Raw genomic sequence first — 20,131 nt, 5'->3', positions numbered from 1 at the left:
GACCACACAGATGAAGCGACGCTCTTCCACCTTCGCGATCGCCGCCGCGGCACTGACACTCGTGGCGACGAGTTGCTCCCTCGAACCCTCGGCCGACAACGGTGACGCGGTCACACTCGTGATCGGGTACCAGTCCAAGACGATCAACACCGTCACCGCCGGAACGCTGCTGCGCGCACAGGGATACCTCGAACAGCGCCTGCAGGACGTGACGGAACAGACCGGAACGAAGTACTCCGTCGAGTGGCAGGACTACGACACCGGGGCGCCGATCACCGCCCAGATGGTGGCCGAGAAGATCGACATCGGATCGATGGGCGACTACCCCATGCTGATCAACGGCTCCCGCACCCAGGCGAACCCGCGCTCGAAGACGGAGATCGTCTCGGTCACCGGTTACAACCCCGAGGGCGCACTGAACATGGTGGTGGTGCCACCGAATTCACCCGCGACCACACTCGGCGACCTGGCCGGCAAGAAGGTGTCCGCGAGCGTCGGCTCCGCAGGCCACGGCACCCTCGTCCAGGCACTCGACCGCGCCGGGATCGACCCGGGTACCGGCGTCGAAGTGCTCAACCAGCAGCCGCAGGTCGGATCCTCTGCCCTGGAGTCCGGTCAGGTGGCGGCGCTGTCGCAGTTCGTCGCCTGGCCCGGGCTTCTCGTCTTCCAGGACAAGGCCAAGCTGCTGTACGACGGCGCCGAACTCCGAACCCCGACCCTGCACGGTGTGGTGGCCCGTGAGGCGTACGCGGACGAACACCCCGAAGTTCTCGACGCATTCCTCCGGGCGCAGCTCGACGCCACGCGGTTCGTCCAGACGCAACCGCTCGAGGCGTCGCGGATCGTGGCCGACGCGAGCGGCCTGCCGCAGGAGGTCGTGTACCTGTACAACGGCCCGGGCGGCACGTCGTTCGACACGACGCTCAAGCCGGACCTGATCGGCGCGCTGAAGAACGATGTGCCGTACCTGAAGTCGATCGGCGACTTCGCCGACCTCGACGTCGACGGTTTCGTGAACGACGCTCCGCTCCGGTCCGCGTTCGAGGCCGACGGGCAGGACTACGACGCCACGCTCGCGTCCACGGCCAACCCGACGTCGGTCATCGGCACTGATCCCGTGTGCGCCACCGCCCCGAGCGATCCGGCACTGGCCGGCGAGGTCTGGTTCGACGGCGCCACCGGGACGCAGCCGGCCGCGGACCCGACGTGCCTGCTCCGGGCGGTGAAGCAGGCCCGGGCCGAGGGACGCGCCGTGCGCGCTGCCTACGTTCCCGACGCCGAACTGGGCACCCGGTGGTTCGCGGACAAATCGGTGTGGGTGCGCGACGGCGACAACTTCCTGCCCTTCACCACCGGCGCCGCGGCAGACCGCTACCTGCGCGCGCACCCCACGGGTGGCGTGGTCACGTACGACCGCGCGGTCGAGGAGGTGCGGCAGTGACCACCCTGCAACGGTCGACGGTCCTGGTCGACACCGAAGCCGCTGTCGAAGAACACGATCCGGCATCGACGCGCCGGCGAACCTCGCCGTGGCGGTCACGCCTCGTACGGATCACGTCCGTGATCGCGGCAATCGTCGCGTGGCAGTTGCTGACCGCCAACGACGTGCGGGTGTGGTTGCGGTTCGACACGCTCCCCACCGTCACCGACGTCGTGTCCGCGTTCGGTACCCAGCTGCAGAGCGACCTGTTCTACCTCGACCTCGGGCAGTCGCTGATCCGCATCCTCAGCGGATTCGGACTCGCGACCGTGGTCGGTGTGGCCACCGGAATCGCCCTCGGCAGATCGGAACTGTTCGCCGACGTCCTCGGTCCGCTGACGGAGCTCGCGCGGCCGATCCCCGCCATCGCGGTGGTGCCCGTCGCGATCCTGCTGTTCCCCAGCGACGAGGCCGGCATCGTGTTCATCACGTTCGTTGCCGCGTTCTTCCCGATCATGGTGAGCACCCGGCACGCTGTCCGGGCCCTCCCGACATTGTGGGAGGACTCGGTGCGCACGCTCGGTGGCGGACGCTGGGACGTGCTGTCCCGGGTGGTGCTGCCCGGAATCCTGCCCGGCGTGTTCGGTGGACTGTCGGTCGGGATCGGGGTGGCGTGGATCTGCGTGATCTCCGCCGAGATGATCTCCGGCAGGCTCGGTGTCGGCTACCGCACCTGGCAGGCGTACACGATCGTCGACTATCCCGGCGTCTTCGTCGGCATGGTCACCATCGGCATCCTCGGATTCGCGACGTCCGGCGCAGTCGAACTGCTCGGCAGGCGCGTCACCCGCTGGCTGCCGCGAGGGGAGCGCGCATGACCGCCACCGCCGGAGCGTCCGTGGCCGCCGGCATGTCGCTGGTCCTCGACGACGTCACCCTGTCCTACACCGGGAACCCCGTCATCCGTTCGCTGTCGCTGACCGTGGTCCCCGGCGAGATCCTCGTGCTCACCGGGCCTTCGGGGTGCGGTAAGTCCACCGTGCTGCGCGCACTGGCCGGTCTGCTGCCGCCCGATTCGGGCCGCGTCGTCGCCGACGGTGCGGCGGTGGAGTCGACGTCCCGGGACCGGGCCGTCGTCTTCCAGGACAACGCGCTCCTCCCGTGGCGCACGGTGCGCTCGAACATCGAGCTGGCCCTCGCGCTCCGCGGCGAACCCCGCAAGGGACGCCGTGAGACCGCCGATCGCTGGATCGCGGAGGTGGGTCTGACCGGGTTCGGCGACTTCCTGCCCAAGAACCTGTCCGGCGGCATGCGGCAACGAGTGCAGTTGGCGCGCGGACTCGCCGGGGCGCCGCGGGCCGTGATGATGGACGAGCCGTTCGGCGCCCTCGACACCCAGACCCGCGGCGTCATGCAGCGACTGCTCGTCGACACGTGGAGTACTCACCCGACCACCGTGGTGTTCGTGACCCACGACGTGGACGAGGCGGTGCTGCTCGGTGATCGCGTCGCGGTGCTCGGCCGGGCCGGCGAGCCGCTGCGGGCGCTCGTCGACATCCCGCACCCCCGGGACCGCGACCACCTCGACCACCCCGACACCCGTGCCGCGCGCGCCGACGTGCTCGCCGCACTGAACCACACTTCGGAGACCTGATGGACATCCCCGACCTCGCGGACACCGTCCGTCTCGATTGCGACGTGCTCGTGATCGGTGGCGGCACCGCCGGCACGATGGCGGCACTGACCGCCGCCGAGAACGGCGCGAACGTGCTGCTGCTCGAGAAGGCGCACGTGCGCCATTCCGGCGCGCTCGCAATGGGAATGGACGGCGTCAACAACGCCGTCATTCCCGGCAAGGCCGAACCCGAGGACTACGTCGCCGAGATCACCAGAGCCAACGACGGAATCGTCAACCAGCGCACCGTGTACCAGACGGCGACCCGCGGTTTCGCGATGGTGCAGCGCCTCGAGAAGTACGGCGTGAAGTTCGAGAAGGACGAGTACGGCGAATACGCGGTCCGCCGGGTGCACCGCTCCGGCTCGTACGTGCTGCCGATGCCCGAGGGCAAGGATGTGAAGAAGGCCCTCTACCGGGTGCTGCGGCAGCGGAAGATGCGGGAGAAGATCCGCATCGAGAACCGGCTGATGCCCGTCCGGGTGCTGACGGAGAACGGCTGCGCCGTCGGGGCCGCGGCGCTGAACACCCGCACCGGTGAGTTCGTCGCGGTCGGGGCGAAGGCAGTGATCCTCGCGACCGGTCCGTGTGGCCGGCTCGGGCTCCCGGCATCGGGGTACCTCTACGGCACGTACGAGAACCCCACCAACGCCGGTGACGGTTACTCGATGGCCTATCACGCGGGAGCCGAACTCAGCGGCATCGAATGCTTCCAGATCAACCCGCTGATCAAGGACTACAACGGCCCGGCGTGCGCGTACGTCGCGAACCCGTTCGGCGGCTACCAGGTGAACGCCGAGGGGGAACGGTTCGTCGACTCCGACTACTGGTCGGGGCAGATGATGAGCGAGGTCAAGAGCGAGATCGAATCCGCCCGCGGGCCCATCTATCTCAAGGTCAGCCACCTCCCGGAGGAAACGCTCGACACGCTCGAGTCGATCCTGCACACCACCGAACGCCCCACCCGCGGCACGTTCCACGCGAACCGCGGCCACGACTACCGCAGCCATGACATCGAGATGCACATCTCCGAGATCGGCTTGTGCAGCGGGCATTCCGCGTCCGGGGTGTGGGTGGACGAGCACGGCGCGACCACCGTTCCCGGCTTGTACGCGGCAGGCGACCTCGCCTGCGTCCCCCACAACTACATGATCGGCGCCTTCGTGTACGGCGACCTCGCCGGATCGCACGCCACCGGCACCCTGCCCGACGTCGAGGCGCCGGCCGCGCTGCCCGCGGAGCAGCTGGCCGCCGCGCACGAGCTGATCTACCGGCCGCTGCGCAACCCGGACGGGCCGCCGCAGCCGCAGGTCGAGTACAAGCTGCGCCGCTTCGTCAACGACTACGTCGCGCCGCCGAAGACGGCGACGAAGCTGTCGATCGCCGTCGAGACGTTCGAACGGATGGCTGGGGAGATCGCCGGGATGGGCGCGACCACCCCGCACGAGCTGATGCGCTGCGCGGAGGTCACGTTCATCCGGGACTGCGCGGAAATGGCGTCCCGCAGTTCCCTCACCAGGACCGAAAGTCGCTGGGGGCTCTACCACGAACGGGCGGATCTCCCGGAGCAGCGGGACGACGAATGGGGGTACCACCTGAATCTGCGGCGCGGCGAGAACGGCGACATGGAATTCCTCAAGCGCCCCGTCGAGCCGTACTTCGTGCCGGTGCCCGGTCTCGATTCCCTTCCGCCGGTGGACCGGACGGTCGTACCCGTCGCGCAGCCGCCGCTGGTCGGGGGGCGTGCCCCGGTGGAGGAGCGCTCGCGCATCGCGGCGCCGGTCCGGCAGGAGCCGTCGTCACCGGCCATCGTCGCAGTCCTCGGACTCGACGCGCCGAGCGTCGCAGAGCTTGCACCGTATCTGGGCGACGCCGACCCGCAGGTCCGCGTCACGGCACTCTCGGTGCTGACGGAAGGAACCCCCGACGGATTCGGGGCGGCCCTCGTCGACGCCCTCGGCGACGGTGCGGTGACGGTGCGCCGCGCTGCCGCCGACGGCCTGCGCGAACTCGTCGAGGTGCTGCCGTCCGCCGACGGACTGGCCGACCACCTGGGGTCGGGTGACGCCGTGGTCCGGGCCGCCGTGGTCGACGTTCTGCGCGCGTTGCACGCCGGTTCGGCGGAGCAGTTCCTGACGGCGCTGTCCGACGGCGATCACCACGTCCGGATCGAAGCGGTGCGGGCGCTGGTGTCGCTGGACCGGTGGGAGTCGGTGGCGGCGGGCGCGCACGACGAGAACCGGGAAGTGCGGATCACCGTCGCACACGGCCTGGCCACCATCGGGCTCGGCGGTGTCGACACCGTGCGCTCGCTGGCCGGCGACCGCGATCCGCTCGTGCGCGCCGCCGCGCTCACGGCGTTCGCGAGTCTGGGCTGCACCGGCGACGACGTGACCCTTGCGGCGGCGGCGCTGCGGGAGTCGGCCTGGCAGATCCGGCAGGGCGCCGCGCGGGCACTCGCCGGAGCGGACCCCGAAGTCGCGGTGGCCGCGCTGGCGGACGCCCTGACGGATGCGCACCTCGACGTGCGCAAGGCCGCCGTCCTCGCACTCGGCCGGTGGCCGGGCGGCCGGGCCGCCGTCGGCGCGCTCACCACTGCGCTCGAGGACACGGACGCCGACGTGCGGGCGTACGCCCGCCAGGCGCTCGCCGCCGCCGATCACATACCCGTCCCCTGAGCACGTGAGTGGCGTCGTGTGCCGGGGCACACGACGCCACTCACGTGGGGTCAGACGCTCGCGACGCCCGGCGCCAGGAACCGCTTGCCGTTGACGGCCTCGGACGTGCCGGTGCGGTCCAGGTACGGCGTGATGCCACCGTTCCAGAAACCGAACCCGCCGCCCAGGATCAGGCAGAGGTCGATGTCCTCGGCCGCGGCGACGACACCCTCGTCCAGCATGATCTGGATCTCTTCGGCGAACGCGCGACGTGTGCGATCCAGAACCTCTTCGGACGTGGACGCCTTGTCGCCCTGCTTCCACAGTTCGGCGACCTCGGGGTCGACGACCTGCTTGCCGTCGGCGCCGTAGCTCCACACCGCCGACTTCTTGGCCTCGACCAGCGCCTCGAGTCCGGGGGAGTTGTGGAAGCGCTCGGGGTACGCCTCGGCGAGGGTCTCACCGGTGTGCAGCGCGACCGCCGGCCCGACGAGGGCCAGCAGGGTGAACGGGGTCATCGGCATGCCGAGTTCGGCGATGGCGTTGTCGGCCACCTCGAACGGGGTCCCCTCGTCGACCGCGTTCATGACCTCACCGAGGGTGCGGATCAGGAGCCGGTTGAAGACGAACCCGGGCAGGTCGGCGGAACCGACGGCCGACTTCTTGAGCGCCCGGGCGGTGGCGAATGCCGTTGCCAGCGTGGCGTCGTCGGTCTTCTCGCCCTTGATGACCTCGAGCAGGGGCAGCACGGCGACCGGGTTGAAGAAGTGGAAGCCGACCACCCGCTCGGGGTGCTTCAGGTCCGCGGCCATCTTGGTGATCGACAGCGAGGACGTGTTCGTCGCCAGGATGGTCTCGGGGGCGATGTGCTCCTCGAGTTCCGCGAAGATCTTCTTCTTCAGATCGAGGTTCTCGAACACGGCCTCGATCACGAAGTCGGTCTTCGCGAACGCGGCCTTGTCCAGCGAGCCGGACACGAGACCCTTGAGGCGGTTCGCTGCGTCCGGCGACAACCGGCCCTTGCCCTGGAGCTTGTCGATCTCGCCGTGGACGTAGCCGACACCCTTGTCGATGCGCTCCTGGTCGATGTCGGTGAGGATCACCGGCACCTTGAGCTGACGGACGAACAGCATCGCGAGCTGGCTGGCCATCAGACCGGCACCGACGATGCCGACACCGGTGACCTTGCGGGCGAGGGACTTGTCCGGTGCGCCGGCGGGACGCTTGGCACGCTTGTTCACCAGGTCGAACGCGTACAGACCGGCGCGGAGCTCGTCGGCGAGCAGCAGGTCGGCGAGCGCCTCGTCCTCGGCGGCGAAGCCCTTGTCGAGCGACGTGGGATCGGTGAGATCGGTGGTCCGGGCCAGCTCGAGGAGTTCGACGGCCTTGACCGGTCCGGGGGCGTTGTTCTTGGTCTTGCCCTCGACGACGGCCTTCGCGCGGGCGATCGCGTCGTCCCAGCCCTTGCCCCGGTCGATCTCGGGACGCGCGGGGGTGATCTCGCCGGCCAGGACCTGCGCGGCCCAGGCGAACGACTGCTCGAGGAAGTCGGCCGAACCGAACACCGCGTCGACGACGCCGAGTTCGAGGGCCTTCTTCGGGTTGAGCGTCTTGTTCTGGTTCAGCGCGTTCTCGAGGACGACGGTGACGGCGTTCGAGGGGCCGATGAGGTTGGGCAGCAACTGCGTTCCGCCCCAGCCCGGCACCAGTCCGAGGAACGTCTCGGGCAGACCCAGGGCGCCCGCGCTCTCGGATACGGTGCGGTAGTGGCTGTGTAGCGCGACCTCGAGCCCGCCGCCGAGTGCGACGCCGTTGACGAACGCGAACGTCGGCACGGACGATTCGCGCAGCCGGCGGAACACCGTGTGCCCGAGCCGGCCGAGTTCGAGCGCCTGGTCACGGTTCGTGATGCTCGGAACACCCTTGAGGTCCGCGCCGGCGGCGAAGATGAAGGGTTTGCCGGTGATCGCGATCGCGACGGGGTGGGCGGCGAACGCCTCGTCCAGTGCGGCGTCGAGGGCCTTCAGGCCGCCCGGGCCGAACGACGACGGCTTGGTGTGGTCGAAACCGTTGTCGAGGGTGATCAGCGCGACCGGGCCCTCGATGCCGGGTACGGCGACGATCTTGGTGTACGCGTTGGTCACGACCTCGTCGGCGAATGCCGTTGCAATGTCGGTCATCTACTTGGCTCCATCGAAGTTCGGGTTTTCCCAGATCACGGTTCCGCCCATGCCCAGACCGATGCACATGGTGGTCAGGCCGTAGCGGACGTCGGGGCGCTGGGCGAATTGGCGGGACAGCTGGGTCATCAGGCGGACACCGGACGACGCGAGGGGGTGGCCGCACGCGATGGCGCCGCCCCACTGGTTGACTCGCGGATCGTCGTCGGCGATGCCGTAGTGCTCGAGGAACGCGAGGACCTGAACGGCGAAGGCCTCGTTGATCTCGAACAGACCGATGTCCTCGATCTTCAGGCCGGTGCGGGCAAGCAGCTTCTCGGTGGCCGGCACCGGGCCGATGCCCATGACGGCGGGGTCGACGCCCTGGAACGCGAATCCGACCATGCGCATGCCGATCGGCAGTCCGAGTTCGAGCGCGGTGTCCTCACCGGCGAGGAGAGCGGCGGTCGCGCCGTCGTTCAGACCGGCGGCGTTACCCGCGGTGATCCGGCCCGCGGGACGGAACGGCGTCTTCAGCTTGCCGAGGTCCTCGAGTGTGGTGCCCGGACGCGGCGGCTCGTCCTCGGTGGCCAGACCCCAGCCCGCGGCGGAGCGGGTGGCGACGGGCACGAGGGTGTCGGCGATGAAGCCGGCCTTGCGGGCGGCCTCGTACTTGTTCTGGCTCGCGACGGCGTACGCGTCGGTGCGGTCCTTGGTGATGGTCGGGAACCGGTCGTGCAGGTTCTCGGCCGTGTTGCCCATGACGAGCGCGCTGGGATCGACGAGGCGATCGGCGAGAAACCGGGGGTTCGGGTCTGCGCCCTCGCCCATCGGGTGGCGGCCCATGTGCTCGACGCCGCCGGCGATCACCACGTCGTACTGGCCGAAGCCGATGCCCGACGCGGTGGTGGTGACGGACGTCATGGCACCGGCGCACATGCGGTCGATGGCGAAACCGGGGACGGTCTCGGGAAGCCCGGCCAGGATCGCGGAGGTGCGGCCGATGGTGAGACCCTGATCGCCCGTCTGTGTGGTCGCGGCGATGGCGACCTCGTCGATGCGCGCGGGGTCGAGCTGCGGATTACGGCGAAGCAGCTCGCGGATGGTCTTGACGACGAGGTCGTCCGCGCGGGTCTCCGCGTAGATGCCCTTGGGGCCGGCCTTGCCGAACGGAGTGCGGATGCCGTCGACGAACACGACGTTGCGTTGAGTTGTGGTGGATGGAGCCACGCGAATTCCTCCTGATGGAGCAGTTTGGTTCCGGATCACGGCCAGGCGTCCGGCCTCCAGACCAGCGTACCCCTACCGTTACTCGCGGGTAACTTAATGGGTGCCTCATCGGGAATTCACGCGCTCACCCCGCGTGTCGGTGCTGTCGGTCAGTCGCCGCCGGAGCCCTTCCGCTCGGCGGCGGAGAGCAGTGCGCTCGCCAGCGCGGGCACGGTCAGCATCCGCTGCCAGGGGCGGGCCCCGCCCTCGCCGAGCACCCGGTCGATCGCCGCCTCGACTTCGCCGTCCTCAGGGTCCGTCCAGTCCCAGCACAACCTGCGGACGAGTTCCGGGGTCACCAGGTTCTCCACCGGCACCGACACCTCCGCGGAGAGGTCGGCCAGCGCGGCGCGGGCCGCCGTCAGCCGCTCGGCGGCCTCGGGGTCGTGCCGCGCCCACCGGCTCGCCGGCGGCGGTCCCGTGAACGGCGGGGTCTTCGGAGGAAGCTCGGTGTCCGGCAGTGCCCGGGCATCCTCGAGCGCCTGCAGCCAGATCCGGGAGTGCCGCCGCTGGCGGGGACCGCCGAACACCGGCAGCGCCCGGAGCGCTTCGATACCCCGGGGGTCCTTCGTCGCGGCGTCGATGATCGCCGAATCCGGCAGGACCCGGCTGGGGGAGACGTCGCGTTTGCGGGCGAGGTCCTCGCGGGCCTGCCACAGGGACCGTGCCGCGGCGAGTTGACGCTGCGTCTTCAGCGACGTGATGTGCGATGTCCGCCGCCAGCGGTCGGCCTTGGGCTTCGGTGGCCCCGCGAGCCGGATGTGCTCGAACTCCTGTGCTGCCCACTCGCTCTTGCCCTGCTCGTCGAGTTCCGCGGCCATCACGTTCCGCAACTCGACCAGAACCTCGACGTCGAGGGCTGCGTAGTTCAGCCAGGAATCGGGCAGCGGCCGCTTCGACCAGTCGGCGGCGCCGTGGCCCTTTCGGAGTTCGAGGCCCAGCGTCCGCTCGACGATCGCGGCGAGACCGACCCGTTCGAACCCGGCGAGGCGCCCCGCCAGTTCGGTGTCGAACAGTGTCGCCGGCGCCAGGCCGATCTCGGCGAGCCCCGGCAGATCCTGGTCGGCGGAGTGCAGGATCCACTCCAGCGGATTGATCACCTCCGCCAGCGGGGCGAGATCGGCGGCGGTGGGGATCGGGTCGAGGAGCACCGTCCCCGCACCCTCCCGGCGCAGCTGCACGAGATACGCCCGCGCCGAATAGCGGAAGCCGGACGCCCGCTCGGCGTCGACCGCCAGCGGCCCGGTGCCCTCGCTCAGTGCGGCCGCGGCCTTCGCGACACCCTCCGCCGTGGTCACGACGTCGGGCACGCCGTCCCGGGGTGCGAGCAGGGGAACGATCTGCCGGCCGGACTCTTCGGCGGGGCCGGGTGACGAGGCGTCGTCGGTGACTTCGGACATGACAGCTGACTCTACGTCGCTTCGGGATTCCCGCAGCGCACCGGCGGGTTCACGACCGTTTCCCCGCTGCCTCGACGAGCTCGTCCAACGCCGCGGGAAACGCGTCGACGAGGTCCCAGAGGTGGGGTGCCAGTTCCGGGCAGCTCATCAGGCCGACGTCGAGCTGACCGTTCAGCGACATCACCGTCACGTTGAGTCCCGCGCCGTGGAAGATCGGTCCCAGCGGATACATCGCCTTGATCAGGGCGCCCAGGAAGTACAGCGGGACCGACGGTCCGGGCACGTTGGAGATGACCAGGTTGTGGACCACCGGATGCCGCTCCGCCAGGCCGAGGGTCGAGTAGAGGCGCATGGCGGTGCCGAACACGGCCTGCCCGGCGAACTGGGACCAGTCCTGCAGCAGGCTCGCGCCGAGGGTCTCGTTGTGTTCCTTCGAGGTCGAGTTGTGCTCGCCGATCGCGAGCAGGCGTTCGGCCGGATCCTCGATCTGGGTGCCGAGCTCGGTGAACATGCCCGACACCTGGTTGGTGCCCGGCCGGTCAGACTTTCCATGGACCGACACCGGGACGATGGCGACCAGCGACTTGTCGGGCAGCTCCCGGCGGTGCTGCAGGTACTTCCGCAGCGCGCCCGAGCACAGCGCGAGCACCACGTCGTTGACCTTGACGTCGAACGCGTCCTTGACCGTCTTGACCTTCTCGAGGTCGAGCTGGGTGAACGCGAGATTGCGGTGACTGGTCAACGTGCCGTTCAGGGACGTGCGCGGCGCGGTGAACGGTGCGGGCATCGCCTCGCCGCGGCGGGCCCGGCCGATCCAGCGGGGTAGCAGAGTCAGGCTCTGCGGGACGATCCTCAGCAGTTTCGCGGGCCGGGACGCGACCGCGAGCAGCCCGCCGACGGCGATGTCGAGTGTGCTCGCCTGCCCCGCGCTCTCGGCGGAGTCGTTGGGGTCTGGGCGTGGTGCGTCCGGTTCGAGTCCGCACAGCTGGGCCATCATGTTGGCGCCGGTGATGCCGTCGACCCCGGCGTGGTGCATCTTCGACATCACGGCGACGGAACCGTCCTCGAGGCCCTCGATCACCCACATCTCCCACAGCGGCCGGGCGCGGTCGAGGGGAATGCCTGCGATGTCGCCGCACAGCTCGGCCAGCTCGTCGCGGCCGCCGGGAGCGGGGAGTGCGACACGATGGCAGTGCCGGTCGATGTCGAAGTCGGTGTCCTCGACCCACACGGGGTGGTCGAGGTTGAATTTCGAGTCCTGCAGCTTGCGCCGGAACGAGGGAATCGCCTCGGTGCGCGCGCCGAGCTCCGCCTTGAGCTGGGCGAACGTGTAGCCGCCCGGAACCGTCGAGACGTCGAGGATGATGACTCCGCAGACGTGGAGGAGTTGCGTCGACGTTTCGAGATAGAGGAAGGACGCGTCGAGACCGCTGAGTCGCTGCATGATCCGATACTAGAACACGTTCTAAAATGTGGTCCATCGAATCGTGGAACTGCGAGGTCGGCGCATGCCCCACCCCGGGAGGCGGCACGCCGCCTCGTTCTCGACCCGGCGCCCGCGGGCCGGGTGGGCAACCGATCGATTAGAACATGTTCTACGGTTGGAGGTATGACCCGAGGCTTCGTTCTCCGGCAGGCCGTCGGCGCCGCACTCGCCGCCAACGCCCTGCGTCCCCTGCCCGGTGCGCCCACCTCGGTGGTCGCGTTCTTCTCGGGGTGGCTCACCACCGAACTCGCGCCGCACCTCCTCGCCGTGACCGCTGCCGACGCTGCCCAGCACGCCGCGCGTCACGGAACACGGACCCGAAGCGACCGCATCGGCCTCGCGCTGGCCGCGGCCTCCGCCGCCGGGCTCGCGGCCGTGATCGCCGCCGGCCGGGGAGCCGGAGCAGAAGCCGAATCCGCGCTCGTCGAAGCGCTCGGTGAGAACTACACCGACCGCGACAGCGCCATCGAACATTCGGGGCGACCCGTGTGGCGGCAACTCCTGAACCCGTTCTGGATGCGGAACGAGGCGGTCACCCGGGTCCGCAACCTCGCGTACGCGCCGGGCGGGCGCCGCGCCCGCCTCGACATCTACCACCGGCACGACCTGCCGTCGAAGAGCCCGGTCCTCCTGCAGATCCACGGCGGGGGATGGGTGATCGGGAACAAGGATCAACAAGGTCTGCCGCTCATGCTCGAGATGGCCTCGCGGGGTTGGGTGTGCGCGGCCGTCAACTACCCGCTGTCGCCGAAGGCGAAGTGGCCCGAACACCTGATCGCGATCAAGCAGGCCCTGGCCTGGCTCCGGGAGCACGTCGAGGAGTACGGCGGCAACCCCGACTTCATCGCCGTCACAGGTGGTTCCGCGGGTGGCCACCTCGCCGCCATGGTGGGACTCACCGCGAACCACAGCCACCTGCAGCCGGGGTTCGAGGACGTCGACACGTCGGTCCAGGCGTGTGTCCCGTACTACGGCGTCTACGACTTCGCCGGCGACACCGGCATCAAGGCCGTCCTCCAGCGCGTGCACTCCGGACTGATGCCGATGGTGCTCGGCAAGCAGGCCACGTTCCCCGACGACTACCGGGCCGCGTCGCCGCTCGCTCACCTGCGGGCGGACGCACCGCCGTTCTTCGTGATCCACGGAACGAGCGATTCGCTCATTCCCGTCGCCGAGGCGCGGATCTTCGCCGACGAACTCCGGCAGGTGTCCGACAACCCCGTCGTCTACGCGGAACTGAAGGGCGCGCAGCACGCGTTCGACGTGTTTCCCTCGATCCGCAGCATCTCCGTCACACAGGCGGTCGGGCGATTCCTGGAATGGTCGCGCAGCGCCACCACCGACGTGCCCGCGGCGGGCACCGAATCGGCCTGACTACTCGCCGCCCAGCGTCCGCAGCTGCGACACCCCGGCGGGCGGCAGACCGGCCGCATACGCCAGGACCTCGCAGAACGCCTCGACGTGCGTGGCCAGTTCGACCGACGTCGCCGTCCACGACGCACGCAGTTCCAGCTGATGCGCATGCGGGGGACCGGCGATGTCGCCGTATCGCACCGACGTCGTCGCGGTCACCGTCCCGCCGAGCGCGTTGAGCGGTTCGTGGCGCGACTCGAGTGCGTCGACGAGCCAGCTCCACGCCACCTCGGGAAGCAGGGGGTCGGACGCCACGGCGGCGTCGAGATCGGCCTGAATGTAAGCGACCAGGCGCATCGTGCCGTTCCAGGCCTCGTCGCCCTCCGGATCGAACAGGAGGATCAATCTGCCGAACGCGTCACCCTCGCTCTGTTCGGCGACGACCCCGGTGTCCTCGTGCACGACCTCTGCGCCGACGGCGTAGCTGTACGGCGCCAGCCGTTGCGGGGGCCGGATGGGGCCCAGCTCGATGTCCGCGCGAACCTGCGCGGAATTCATCGCTTCGACCGCGGCGCGGAACTCGGCCGGTTCGGCGGGCGATCCCGAAGTCGTCACAGCTCGGGACGTTAGACCCGGACCCACACATCTCGTCGGAGGCGCGCCGAGCAGGGCCGATCGGCGGCGGAGTCCCGGCATGGCAGCATGAGAGCTGCCGAAATTCGAGCAGGCAGAGAGCGCGAGGACCGATGAGCGGGTTGGAAAGCACCAATGCAGGCATGAGCGAACGGGCGACATACGCCGCGAGACGGGTGCTCCCCGACGCACCCCTCCTGGCGGCCGCGGAAGGCCGTACCCCCGGCCGTCGCCCGGTGTGGTTCATGCGGCAGGCCGGTCGCTCGCTTCCCGAGTACCGCGAGATCCGGTCGGGGATCGGGATGCTCGAGTCGTGCTTCGATCCGGCACTCGTCTGCGAGATCACCATGCAGCCCGTGCGCAGGCACGGCGTCGACGCCGCGATCCTGTTCTCCGACATCGTGGTGCCGCTCAAGGCCGCCGGCATCGATCTCGACATCGTCGCCGGCACCGGTCCCGTCGTCGCGAACCCGGTCCGGTCGATCGCGGACGTCGCCGCCCTGCCCCGTCTCGTACCCGAGGAAGTCGGCGCCGTCGCCCAGGCAGTGCAGCTGCTCACCGCGGAACTCGGCTCGACGCCGCTGATCGGCTTCGCCGGAGCCCCGTTCACCCTCGCCTCGTACCTGGTCGAGGGCGGTCCGAGCCGCAATCACGAGCGCACGAAGGCGCTGATGCACTCCGACCCCCGGACGTGGCACGCGCTGCTCGGCACCCTGGCCGACACCACCATCACCTTCCTGCAGACCCAGTTGCGCGCCGGCGTCGACGCGATCCAGCTGTTCGACTCGTGGGCCGGCGCGCTGTCCCTCGCCGAATACCGGGAGTTCGTGCTGCCCCACTCCGAGCGGGTGTTCGCCGAGGTGGAGAGCGCGAAGGTGCCGCGCATCCACTTCGGTGTCGGAACCGGCGAACTGCTCGGCGCGATGGGCGAAGCCGGCGCCGATGTGGTGGGCGTCGACTGGCGCATACCCCTGGACGTGGCGGCGCGCCGGGTCGGCCCGGGCAAGGCGCTCCAGGGCAACCTCGACCCCGCGGTGCTGTTCGCGGGACCGGCGGCCGTCGAGAAGCAGGTTCGCCGCATCACCGCGGAAGCGGATGCCGCCCTCGCCGCCGGCGCCACGGGACACATCTTCAACCTCGGGCACGGCGTCCTGCCCGACACCGACCCGGGCGCGCTGACCGCGCTGGTCGAGCTGGTGCACTCACTGTGACCGGGTCGTCGCCGAACGTTCTCGTCGTCGGCGGCGGCATCTCCGGGCTCGTTGCCGCGTACCGCCTGCGGCAACGGCTCGGCCCCGAGGCCCGGATCGTCCTCGCCGACGGCGCGGAGCGGCTCGGCGGCAAGCTGCGCACGGTGGACCTGGCGGGGGAACCCGTCGACGTCGGGGCGGAAGCCTTCATCGCGCGGCGCCCGGAACTGCCCGCCCTGCTCGGCGAACTCGGCCTCTCCGACCAACTGGTGCATCCGGCGGGTCTGCGGCCGCTCATCTGGTCCGAGGACGCGCTGCACCCGCTGCCGGCCGGCACCCTCATGGGGATACCCGCGGACGAGAACAGTCTGCGCGGTCTCGTCGACGACCGGACACTCGCGCGGGTGGCGGGGGAGCGGACGGTGCCCCTCGACTGGACACCGTGTGCGGACATCGCCGTCGGTGCACTGGTCGGCGACCGGTTCGGCACGCAGGTGGTCCAGCGGTCGGTGGATCCGCTTCTCGGAGGGGTCTATTCGGGTCTGGCGGACACGATCGGCGTCCGCGCCGCGCTCCCCGCACTCGCGGCGGCGCTCGACCGCGGCGCCACGAGCCTGTCCGCGGCGGTGGCAGACGCCCTCCCCGCCCCGACCCCCGGGCCGGTGTTCGGGGCGCTGCGCGACGGCTACGGCGTCCTGCTGCGCGCCCTGACGGAGGCCGCGTCGGCGGAGATCGTGCACGAGCGGATCCGGACACTCGCCCGGGACGGCGACGGTTGGTCGGCGGACCCGGTGGGCGCCGTCGACGGGGTCGTGCTCGCCGTGCCCGCCCCGCAGCTCGCCGACCTGCTCGCCGGCATCGCCCCCCGCGCGTCGGCGGCCGCCGCGGACATCCCGCTGGCTTCGTCGGCGGTCGTCGCGCTGGCGCTGCCGGTCCGGGTCGACCTCCCGCAGAACTCCGGGATCCTCGTCGCCACCGACGCCGCGCTCGGCGCGAAGGCATTCACCCTGTCGAGTCGCAAGTGGCCGCACCTCGCCGAGCGGGAGGTGACCCTCGTGCGGGCGTCGTTCGGGCGGTTCGGCGACGCCGCCGTCGTCGACGCACCCGACGACGAGCTGATCGCCGCGGCCCGGCGGGACCTCGCGACCGTCACCGGGGTGTCCGCGGAACCCGTCGCGGTGCACGTCCAGCGCTGGCACGGCGGCCTGCCGCAGTACGGTCCCGGTCATCTGGTGCGGGTGGCGGTGATCGAGCAGGAAGTCGCAGGTCTGGACGGTGTGGAGGTGTCCGGGGCGCTGCTGCACGGGGTGGGTGTTCCCGCGTGCGTGGCCGCTGCGACGACGGCGGCTACACGGCTCGCGGGGCGAGTGGCACGATAGACCCATGGCACGCCTCGACTTCGACGCATTGAACTCTGAAATCCGCTACCTCATGTTCTCGGTGTTCCAGGTGGAACCCGGTGTACTCGGGGACGACCGGGAAGCTGTGATCAAGGAGGCGCGGATCTTCTTCGAAGGTCAGGCCGACAAGGGCGTCGTGGTGCGCGGGCTCTACGACGTGGCCGGCCTGCGTGCCGACGCCGACTTCATGATCTGGACGCACTCGGCGAGCATCGAAGCCCTCCAGGCCACCTACGCCGACTTCCGCCGCACCACCGCCCTGGGCCGCGCGAGCAAGCCGGTGTGGAGCAACGTCGCGTGCCACCGTCCCGCCGAGTTCAACAAGAGCCACATTCCGGCGTTCCTGGCCGGTGAGGACCCGGGCAACTACATCTGCGTGTACCCGTTCGTCCGGTCCTACGAGTGGTACCTGCTCCCCGACGACGAGCGGCGCAAGATGCTCGCCGACCACGGCATGGCGGCCCGCACGTACAAGGACGTCCGCGCCAACACCGTGCCCTCGTTCGCGCTCGGTGACTACGAGTGGATTCTCGCGTTCGAGGCGCCGGAGCTGTACCGCATCGTCGACCTCATGCGCGACCTGCGCGCCACCGAGGCCCGTCTGCACGTCCGCGAGGAGGTGCCGTTCTTCACCGGCCCGCGGGTGGATGTGGAGAAGCTGATCGCCGCTCTGCCGTGATCTGACGCAGCACCGATGAATGACGCCGACGGGGCTCGCACCGCGCCCCGCTACCAGCACATGTCGCACTGGGGCATGTTCGAGGCCGAGGTCGCCGACGGAGACGTCGTCGCCGCCCACCCGTACACCGGTGACGCGCACCCGTCACCGGTGCTGGGCAACATCGCCGGGTCGGTCCGCAGCAAGGCGCGGATCACCGGCCCGGTGGTGCGCCGCGGGTGGCTCGAGAACGGCCCGGGACCCGACAGTTCCCGAGGGTCCGACGAGTTCGTGTCGGTCGACTGGGAAGAGCTGACCCAGCGGCTCGCGAACGAACTGCGCAGGGTCGTCGACACGCACGGCAACAGCGCGATCTACGGCGGTTCGTACGGCTGGGCCAGTGCGGGACGGTTCCACCACGCCCAGAGTCAGGTCCACCGGTTCCTGAACACCCTCGGTGGCTACACCCGTTCGGTGCACAGCTACTCGCTGGGCGCGACGGGCGTCATCATGCCCCGGGTGGTGGGCACCCACTGGAAGATGTTCGCCCGCTCCACGTCCTGGAAGCTCATCGCCGAGCACACCGATCTCATGGTGTGCTTCGGCGGCGTCCCCCTCAAGAACACCGGCGTCAATCACGGCGGGACCAGCGACCACCCCACCCGCGACGCACTCGACGACCTCCGGCGGCGCGGCGGGTCCGTCGTGTCGTTCAGTCCGCTGCGCGACGACGTGCACGGCGCCGCCGAACGGCACGCCCCGGTGCCCGGCACCGATGTCGCGATCATGCTCGCCCTCGCGTACGTCCTCGCGACGGAAGACCTGCACGACACGGCATTCCTGGGCAGCCACTGCGTCGGCTACGACCGCTTCGAGGACTACCTCCTCGGGCGTTCCGACGGCGTGCCGAAGTCGCCCGCGTGGGCCGAGCAGATCTCCGGCATCGCCGCCGCGGACCTGGTGGCCCTCGCCCGGCGGATGGCGGCGGGCAGGACGATGGTGACCGTCACGTGGTCGCTGCAGCGGGTCCGGCACGGTGAGCAGGCCCCGTGGATGGGGGTCACCCTCGCCGCTATGCTCGGCCAGATCGGCCTTCCCGGTGGTGGTTTCGGCCACGGCTACGGCTCCATGAACGAGCCCGGGCTCGCCCCCGTCCCGTACCCGCTGCCCACGCTTCCCCAGGGGCTGAACCCCGTCCGCGACTTCATCCCCGTGGCCGCGATCTCGGACATGCTCCTGAACCCGGGCGCACCGTTCGACTACGACGGTCAGCGGCTGACGTTCCCGGACATCAGGATGCTGTACTGGGCGGGCGGCAACCCGTTCCACCACCATCAGGACATTCCCCGTCTGCGCCGGGCGCTGGCCCGTCCCGACACGATCGTGGTCCACGACCCCTACTGGACGCCGATGGCCCGGCACGCGGACATCGTCGTCCCGTCCACCACGTCGCTCGAGCGGGCCGACCTCAGTTGCACCCGCAACGACCCGTTGCTCGTCGCCATGCACGCCGCCGTCGGGCCGTACGCCGACGCGCAGGACGACTACGACACGTTCGCCGCGGTCGCCCGGAAACTGGGTGTCGGGGAGAAGTTCACCGAGGGCCGCTCGTCCGAGCAGTGGCTCGAGCATCTGTACGGGCAGTGGCGGGACGTCGTCCGCGCGGACGGCGGTGCCGCCCCGAGTTTCGGCGACTTCTGGACGCAGGGCCATGTGCGGATGCGGACCGAGGACGACCTGATCCTGTTCGGCGACTTCCGGGCCGATCCGGTGAAATTCCCCCTCGCGACCCCGAGCGGGCGGATCGAGATCTTCTCCGCCGACATCGACGGATTCGGCTACGACGACTGCGCCGGGCACCCACGCTGGTACGAGCCCGAGGAATGGCTGGGCGGCCGCCGGGCACGGCAGTTCCCTCTGCATCTGATCGCCAACCAGCCGCGCACCCGCCTGCACAGCCAACTCGACCACGGCGGCACCAGCCAGAAGTCGAAGGTCCGGGGCCGCGAACCGCTGCGAATCCATCCGGACGACGCCACCGACCGCAGACTCACCGCCGGCGACATAGTCCGCGTGTTCAACGACCGCGGCGCCTGCCTCGCCGGTGTGGTGGTGGACGACGGCGTCCGCCGCGGTGTGGTCCAGCTGTCGACGGGAGCGTGGTACGACCCTCTCGACGCCACCGACCCGGATTCCCTCTGCGTGCACGGGAACCCCAACGTGCTGACCCCGGACGTGGGCACGTCGTCACTCGCCCACGGCTGCACGGGCCAGCACGTGCTCGTCGAGATCGAACGCTACGAGGGCGAGCTACCGCCGATCCGGGCGTTCGATCCACCGACGATCATTCGCCGGTCGGTTCCAGGGTCAGCGAGATCGAATTGATGCAGTACCGCTGATCGGTGGGGGTCGGGTAGCCCTCGCCCTCGAAGACGTGGCCCAGGTGGCTGTGGCACGTCCCGCACACCACCTCGACGCGACGCATACCCAGCGACGTGTCCTCGCGGAGGACGACGGCGTCCGAGTCGGCCGGATCGAAGAACGACGGCCACCCGCAGTGCGATTCGAACTTCTCCGTGCTGCGGAACAGCTCGGCGCCACAGGCCCGGCAGTGGTAGACGCCTTCCGTCTTCGTGTCGGTGTACTCGCCGACGAAGGGGCGCTCGGTACCGGCCTGGCGCAGCACCGCGTACTCCTCGGGAGTCAGTTTCTCGCGCCACTCGCTGTCGGAGAGAGCAACCTTCGGGGCGGATTGCGTGGGATCCTGCTGCTGCGAACTCATGGCTCCACGCTAATACGTTTCGCCGATTCCGGCCGCGACGCCCGGCGCG

15 protein-coding genes are annotated in these 20,131 nt (G+C 70.0%); 9 read left to right on the top strand and 6 right to left on the bottom strand.

Annotated elements, in window-relative coordinates; translation table 11 throughout:
* Window positions 1–10 precede the first annotated feature (10 nt).
* The 4 genes from G9373_RS25710 to G9373_RS25695 are packed head-to-tail and all read left to right on the top strand — an operon-like array spanning window position 11 to window position 5,773.
* Complete coding sequence (locus G9373_RS25710) at window positions 11–1,441, top strand: ABC transporter substrate-binding protein (RefSeq protein WP_133986587.1); 1,431 nt, start codon at window positions 11–13, stop codon at window positions 1,439–1,441.
* Window positions 1,438–2,298: an ABC transporter permease gene (locus G9373_RS25705; protein WP_167117352.1), complete on the top strand. Its 861-nt coding sequence runs from the start codon at window positions 1,438–1,440 to the stop codon at window positions 2,296–2,298. Before G9373_RS25710 ends, G9373_RS25705 begins: the two co-directional genes overlap by 4 nt.
* Complete coding sequence (locus tag G9373_RS25700; RefSeq protein WP_005560971.1) at window positions 2,295–3,074, top strand: ABC transporter ATP-binding protein; 780 nt, start codon at window positions 2,295–2,297, stop codon at window positions 3,072–3,074. Before G9373_RS25705 ends, G9373_RS25700 begins: the two co-directional genes overlap by 4 nt.
* Window positions 3,074–5,773, top strand: coding sequence for a fumarate reductase/succinate dehydrogenase flavoprotein subunit (locus tag G9373_RS25695; RefSeq protein ID WP_133986588.1), 2,700 nt, complete (start codon window positions 3,074–3,076; stop codon window positions 5,771–5,773). Before G9373_RS25700 ends, G9373_RS25695 begins: the two co-directional genes overlap by 1 nt.
* A 50-nt stretch (window positions 5,774–5,823) precedes the next feature.
* Here the strand turns inward: G9373_RS25695 and G9373_RS25690 are convergent, their stop codons facing one another.
* The 4 genes from G9373_RS25690 to G9373_RS25675 form a co-directional block, all read right to left on the bottom strand.
* Window positions 5,824–7,932 carry a 3-hydroxyacyl-CoA dehydrogenase NAD-binding domain-containing protein gene (locus G9373_RS25690; protein ID WP_054248963.1) on the bottom strand — a complete coding sequence of 703 codons (2,109 nt, stop codon included), beginning with the start codon at window positions 7,930–7,932 and terminating at the stop codon, window positions 5,824–5,826.
* The gene (locus G9373_RS25685) at window positions 7,933–9,141 is read right to left on the bottom strand and encodes a thiolase family protein (protein WP_005240909.1); all 1,209 of its coding nucleotides are present in this window, start codon (window positions 9,139–9,141) and stop codon (window positions 7,933–7,935) included.
* 149 nt (window positions 9,142–9,290) lie between these two features.
* Window positions 9,291–10,580, bottom strand: a complete 1,290-nt coding sequence (locus G9373_RS25680) for a ribonuclease D (RefSeq protein ID WP_064080145.1) — start codon at window positions 10,578–10,580, stop codon at window positions 9,291–9,293.
* Window positions 10,581–10,629: 49 nt separating this feature from the next.
* A complete protein-coding gene (locus G9373_RS25675) occupies window positions 10,630–12,024 on the bottom strand; it encodes a wax ester/triacylglycerol synthase family O-acyltransferase (RefSeq protein WP_005564006.1) in 1,395 nt (464 codons plus the stop codon).
* A 165-nt stretch (window positions 12,025–12,189) separates the two neighbouring features.
* Between G9373_RS25675 and G9373_RS25670 the strand changes: the two genes are divergently transcribed.
* The gene (locus G9373_RS25670) at window positions 12,190–13,440 is read left to right on the top strand and encodes an alpha/beta hydrolase (RefSeq protein WP_064080146.1); all 1,251 of its coding nucleotides are present in this window, start codon (window positions 12,190–12,192) and stop codon (window positions 13,438–13,440) included.
* Here the strand turns inward: G9373_RS25670 and G9373_RS25665 are convergent, their stop codons facing one another.
* Window positions 13,441–14,034, bottom strand: a complete 594-nt coding sequence (locus G9373_RS25665; RefSeq protein WP_005263992.1) for a DUF3000 domain-containing protein — start codon at window positions 14,032–14,034, stop codon at window positions 13,441–13,443.
* Window positions 14,035–14,195: 161 nt separating this feature from the next.
* On the opposite strand from G9373_RS25665, the gene hemE reads away from it, so the two are divergent.
* From hemE to G9373_RS25645, 4 genes are read left to right on the top strand one after another with little or no spacing between them, the layout of a single operon-like run.
* A complete protein-coding gene (gene hemE, locus G9373_RS25660) occupies window positions 14,196–15,263 on the top strand; it encodes a uroporphyrinogen decarboxylase (protein WP_005263993.1) in 1,068 nt (355 codons plus the stop codon).
* Window positions 15,260–16,621 (top strand): protoporphyrinogen oxidase, encoded by a 1,362-nt coding sequence (locus G9373_RS25655; protein ID WP_167117349.1) that lies wholly within the window; start codon window positions 15,260–15,262, stop codon window positions 16,619–16,621. The genes hemE and G9373_RS25655 overlap by 4 nt, the downstream gene beginning before the upstream one ends.
* A gap of 4 nt (window positions 16,622–16,625) precedes the next feature.
* Window positions 16,626–17,321 carry a hydrogen peroxide-dependent heme synthase gene (gene hemQ / locus G9373_RS25650; protein WP_005565724.1) on the top strand — a complete coding sequence of 232 codons (696 nt, stop codon included), beginning with the start codon at window positions 16,626–16,628 and terminating at the stop codon, window positions 17,319–17,321.
* Window positions 17,322–17,336: 15 nt separating this feature from the next.
* On the top strand, window positions 17,337–19,685 hold the full coding sequence (locus G9373_RS25645; RefSeq protein WP_167117343.1) for a molybdopterin-dependent oxidoreductase: 2,349 nt from the start codon (window positions 17,337–17,339) through the stop codon (window positions 19,683–19,685).
* Here G9373_RS25645 and msrB read toward each other — a convergent pair.
* Window positions 19,645–20,082, bottom strand: coding sequence for a peptide-methionine (R)-S-oxide reductase MsrB (gene msrB / locus G9373_RS25640; RefSeq protein ID WP_005264000.1), 438 nt, complete (start codon window positions 20,080–20,082; stop codon window positions 19,645–19,647). The genes G9373_RS25645 and msrB overlap by 41 nt on opposite strands.
* Between the last annotated feature and the right edge of the window lie 49 nt (window positions 20,083–20,131).

The sequence above is a fragment of the Rhodococcus sp. A14 genome, from assembly GCF_011603105.1.
Classification (GTDB): domain Bacteria; phylum Actinomycetota; class Actinomycetes; order Mycobacteriales; family Mycobacteriaceae; genus Rhodococcus_F; species Rhodococcus_F opacus.
The sequence above is the reverse complement of the archived record's forward strand: the minus strand, read 5'-3'. Positions and strand labels throughout refer to the sequence as shown.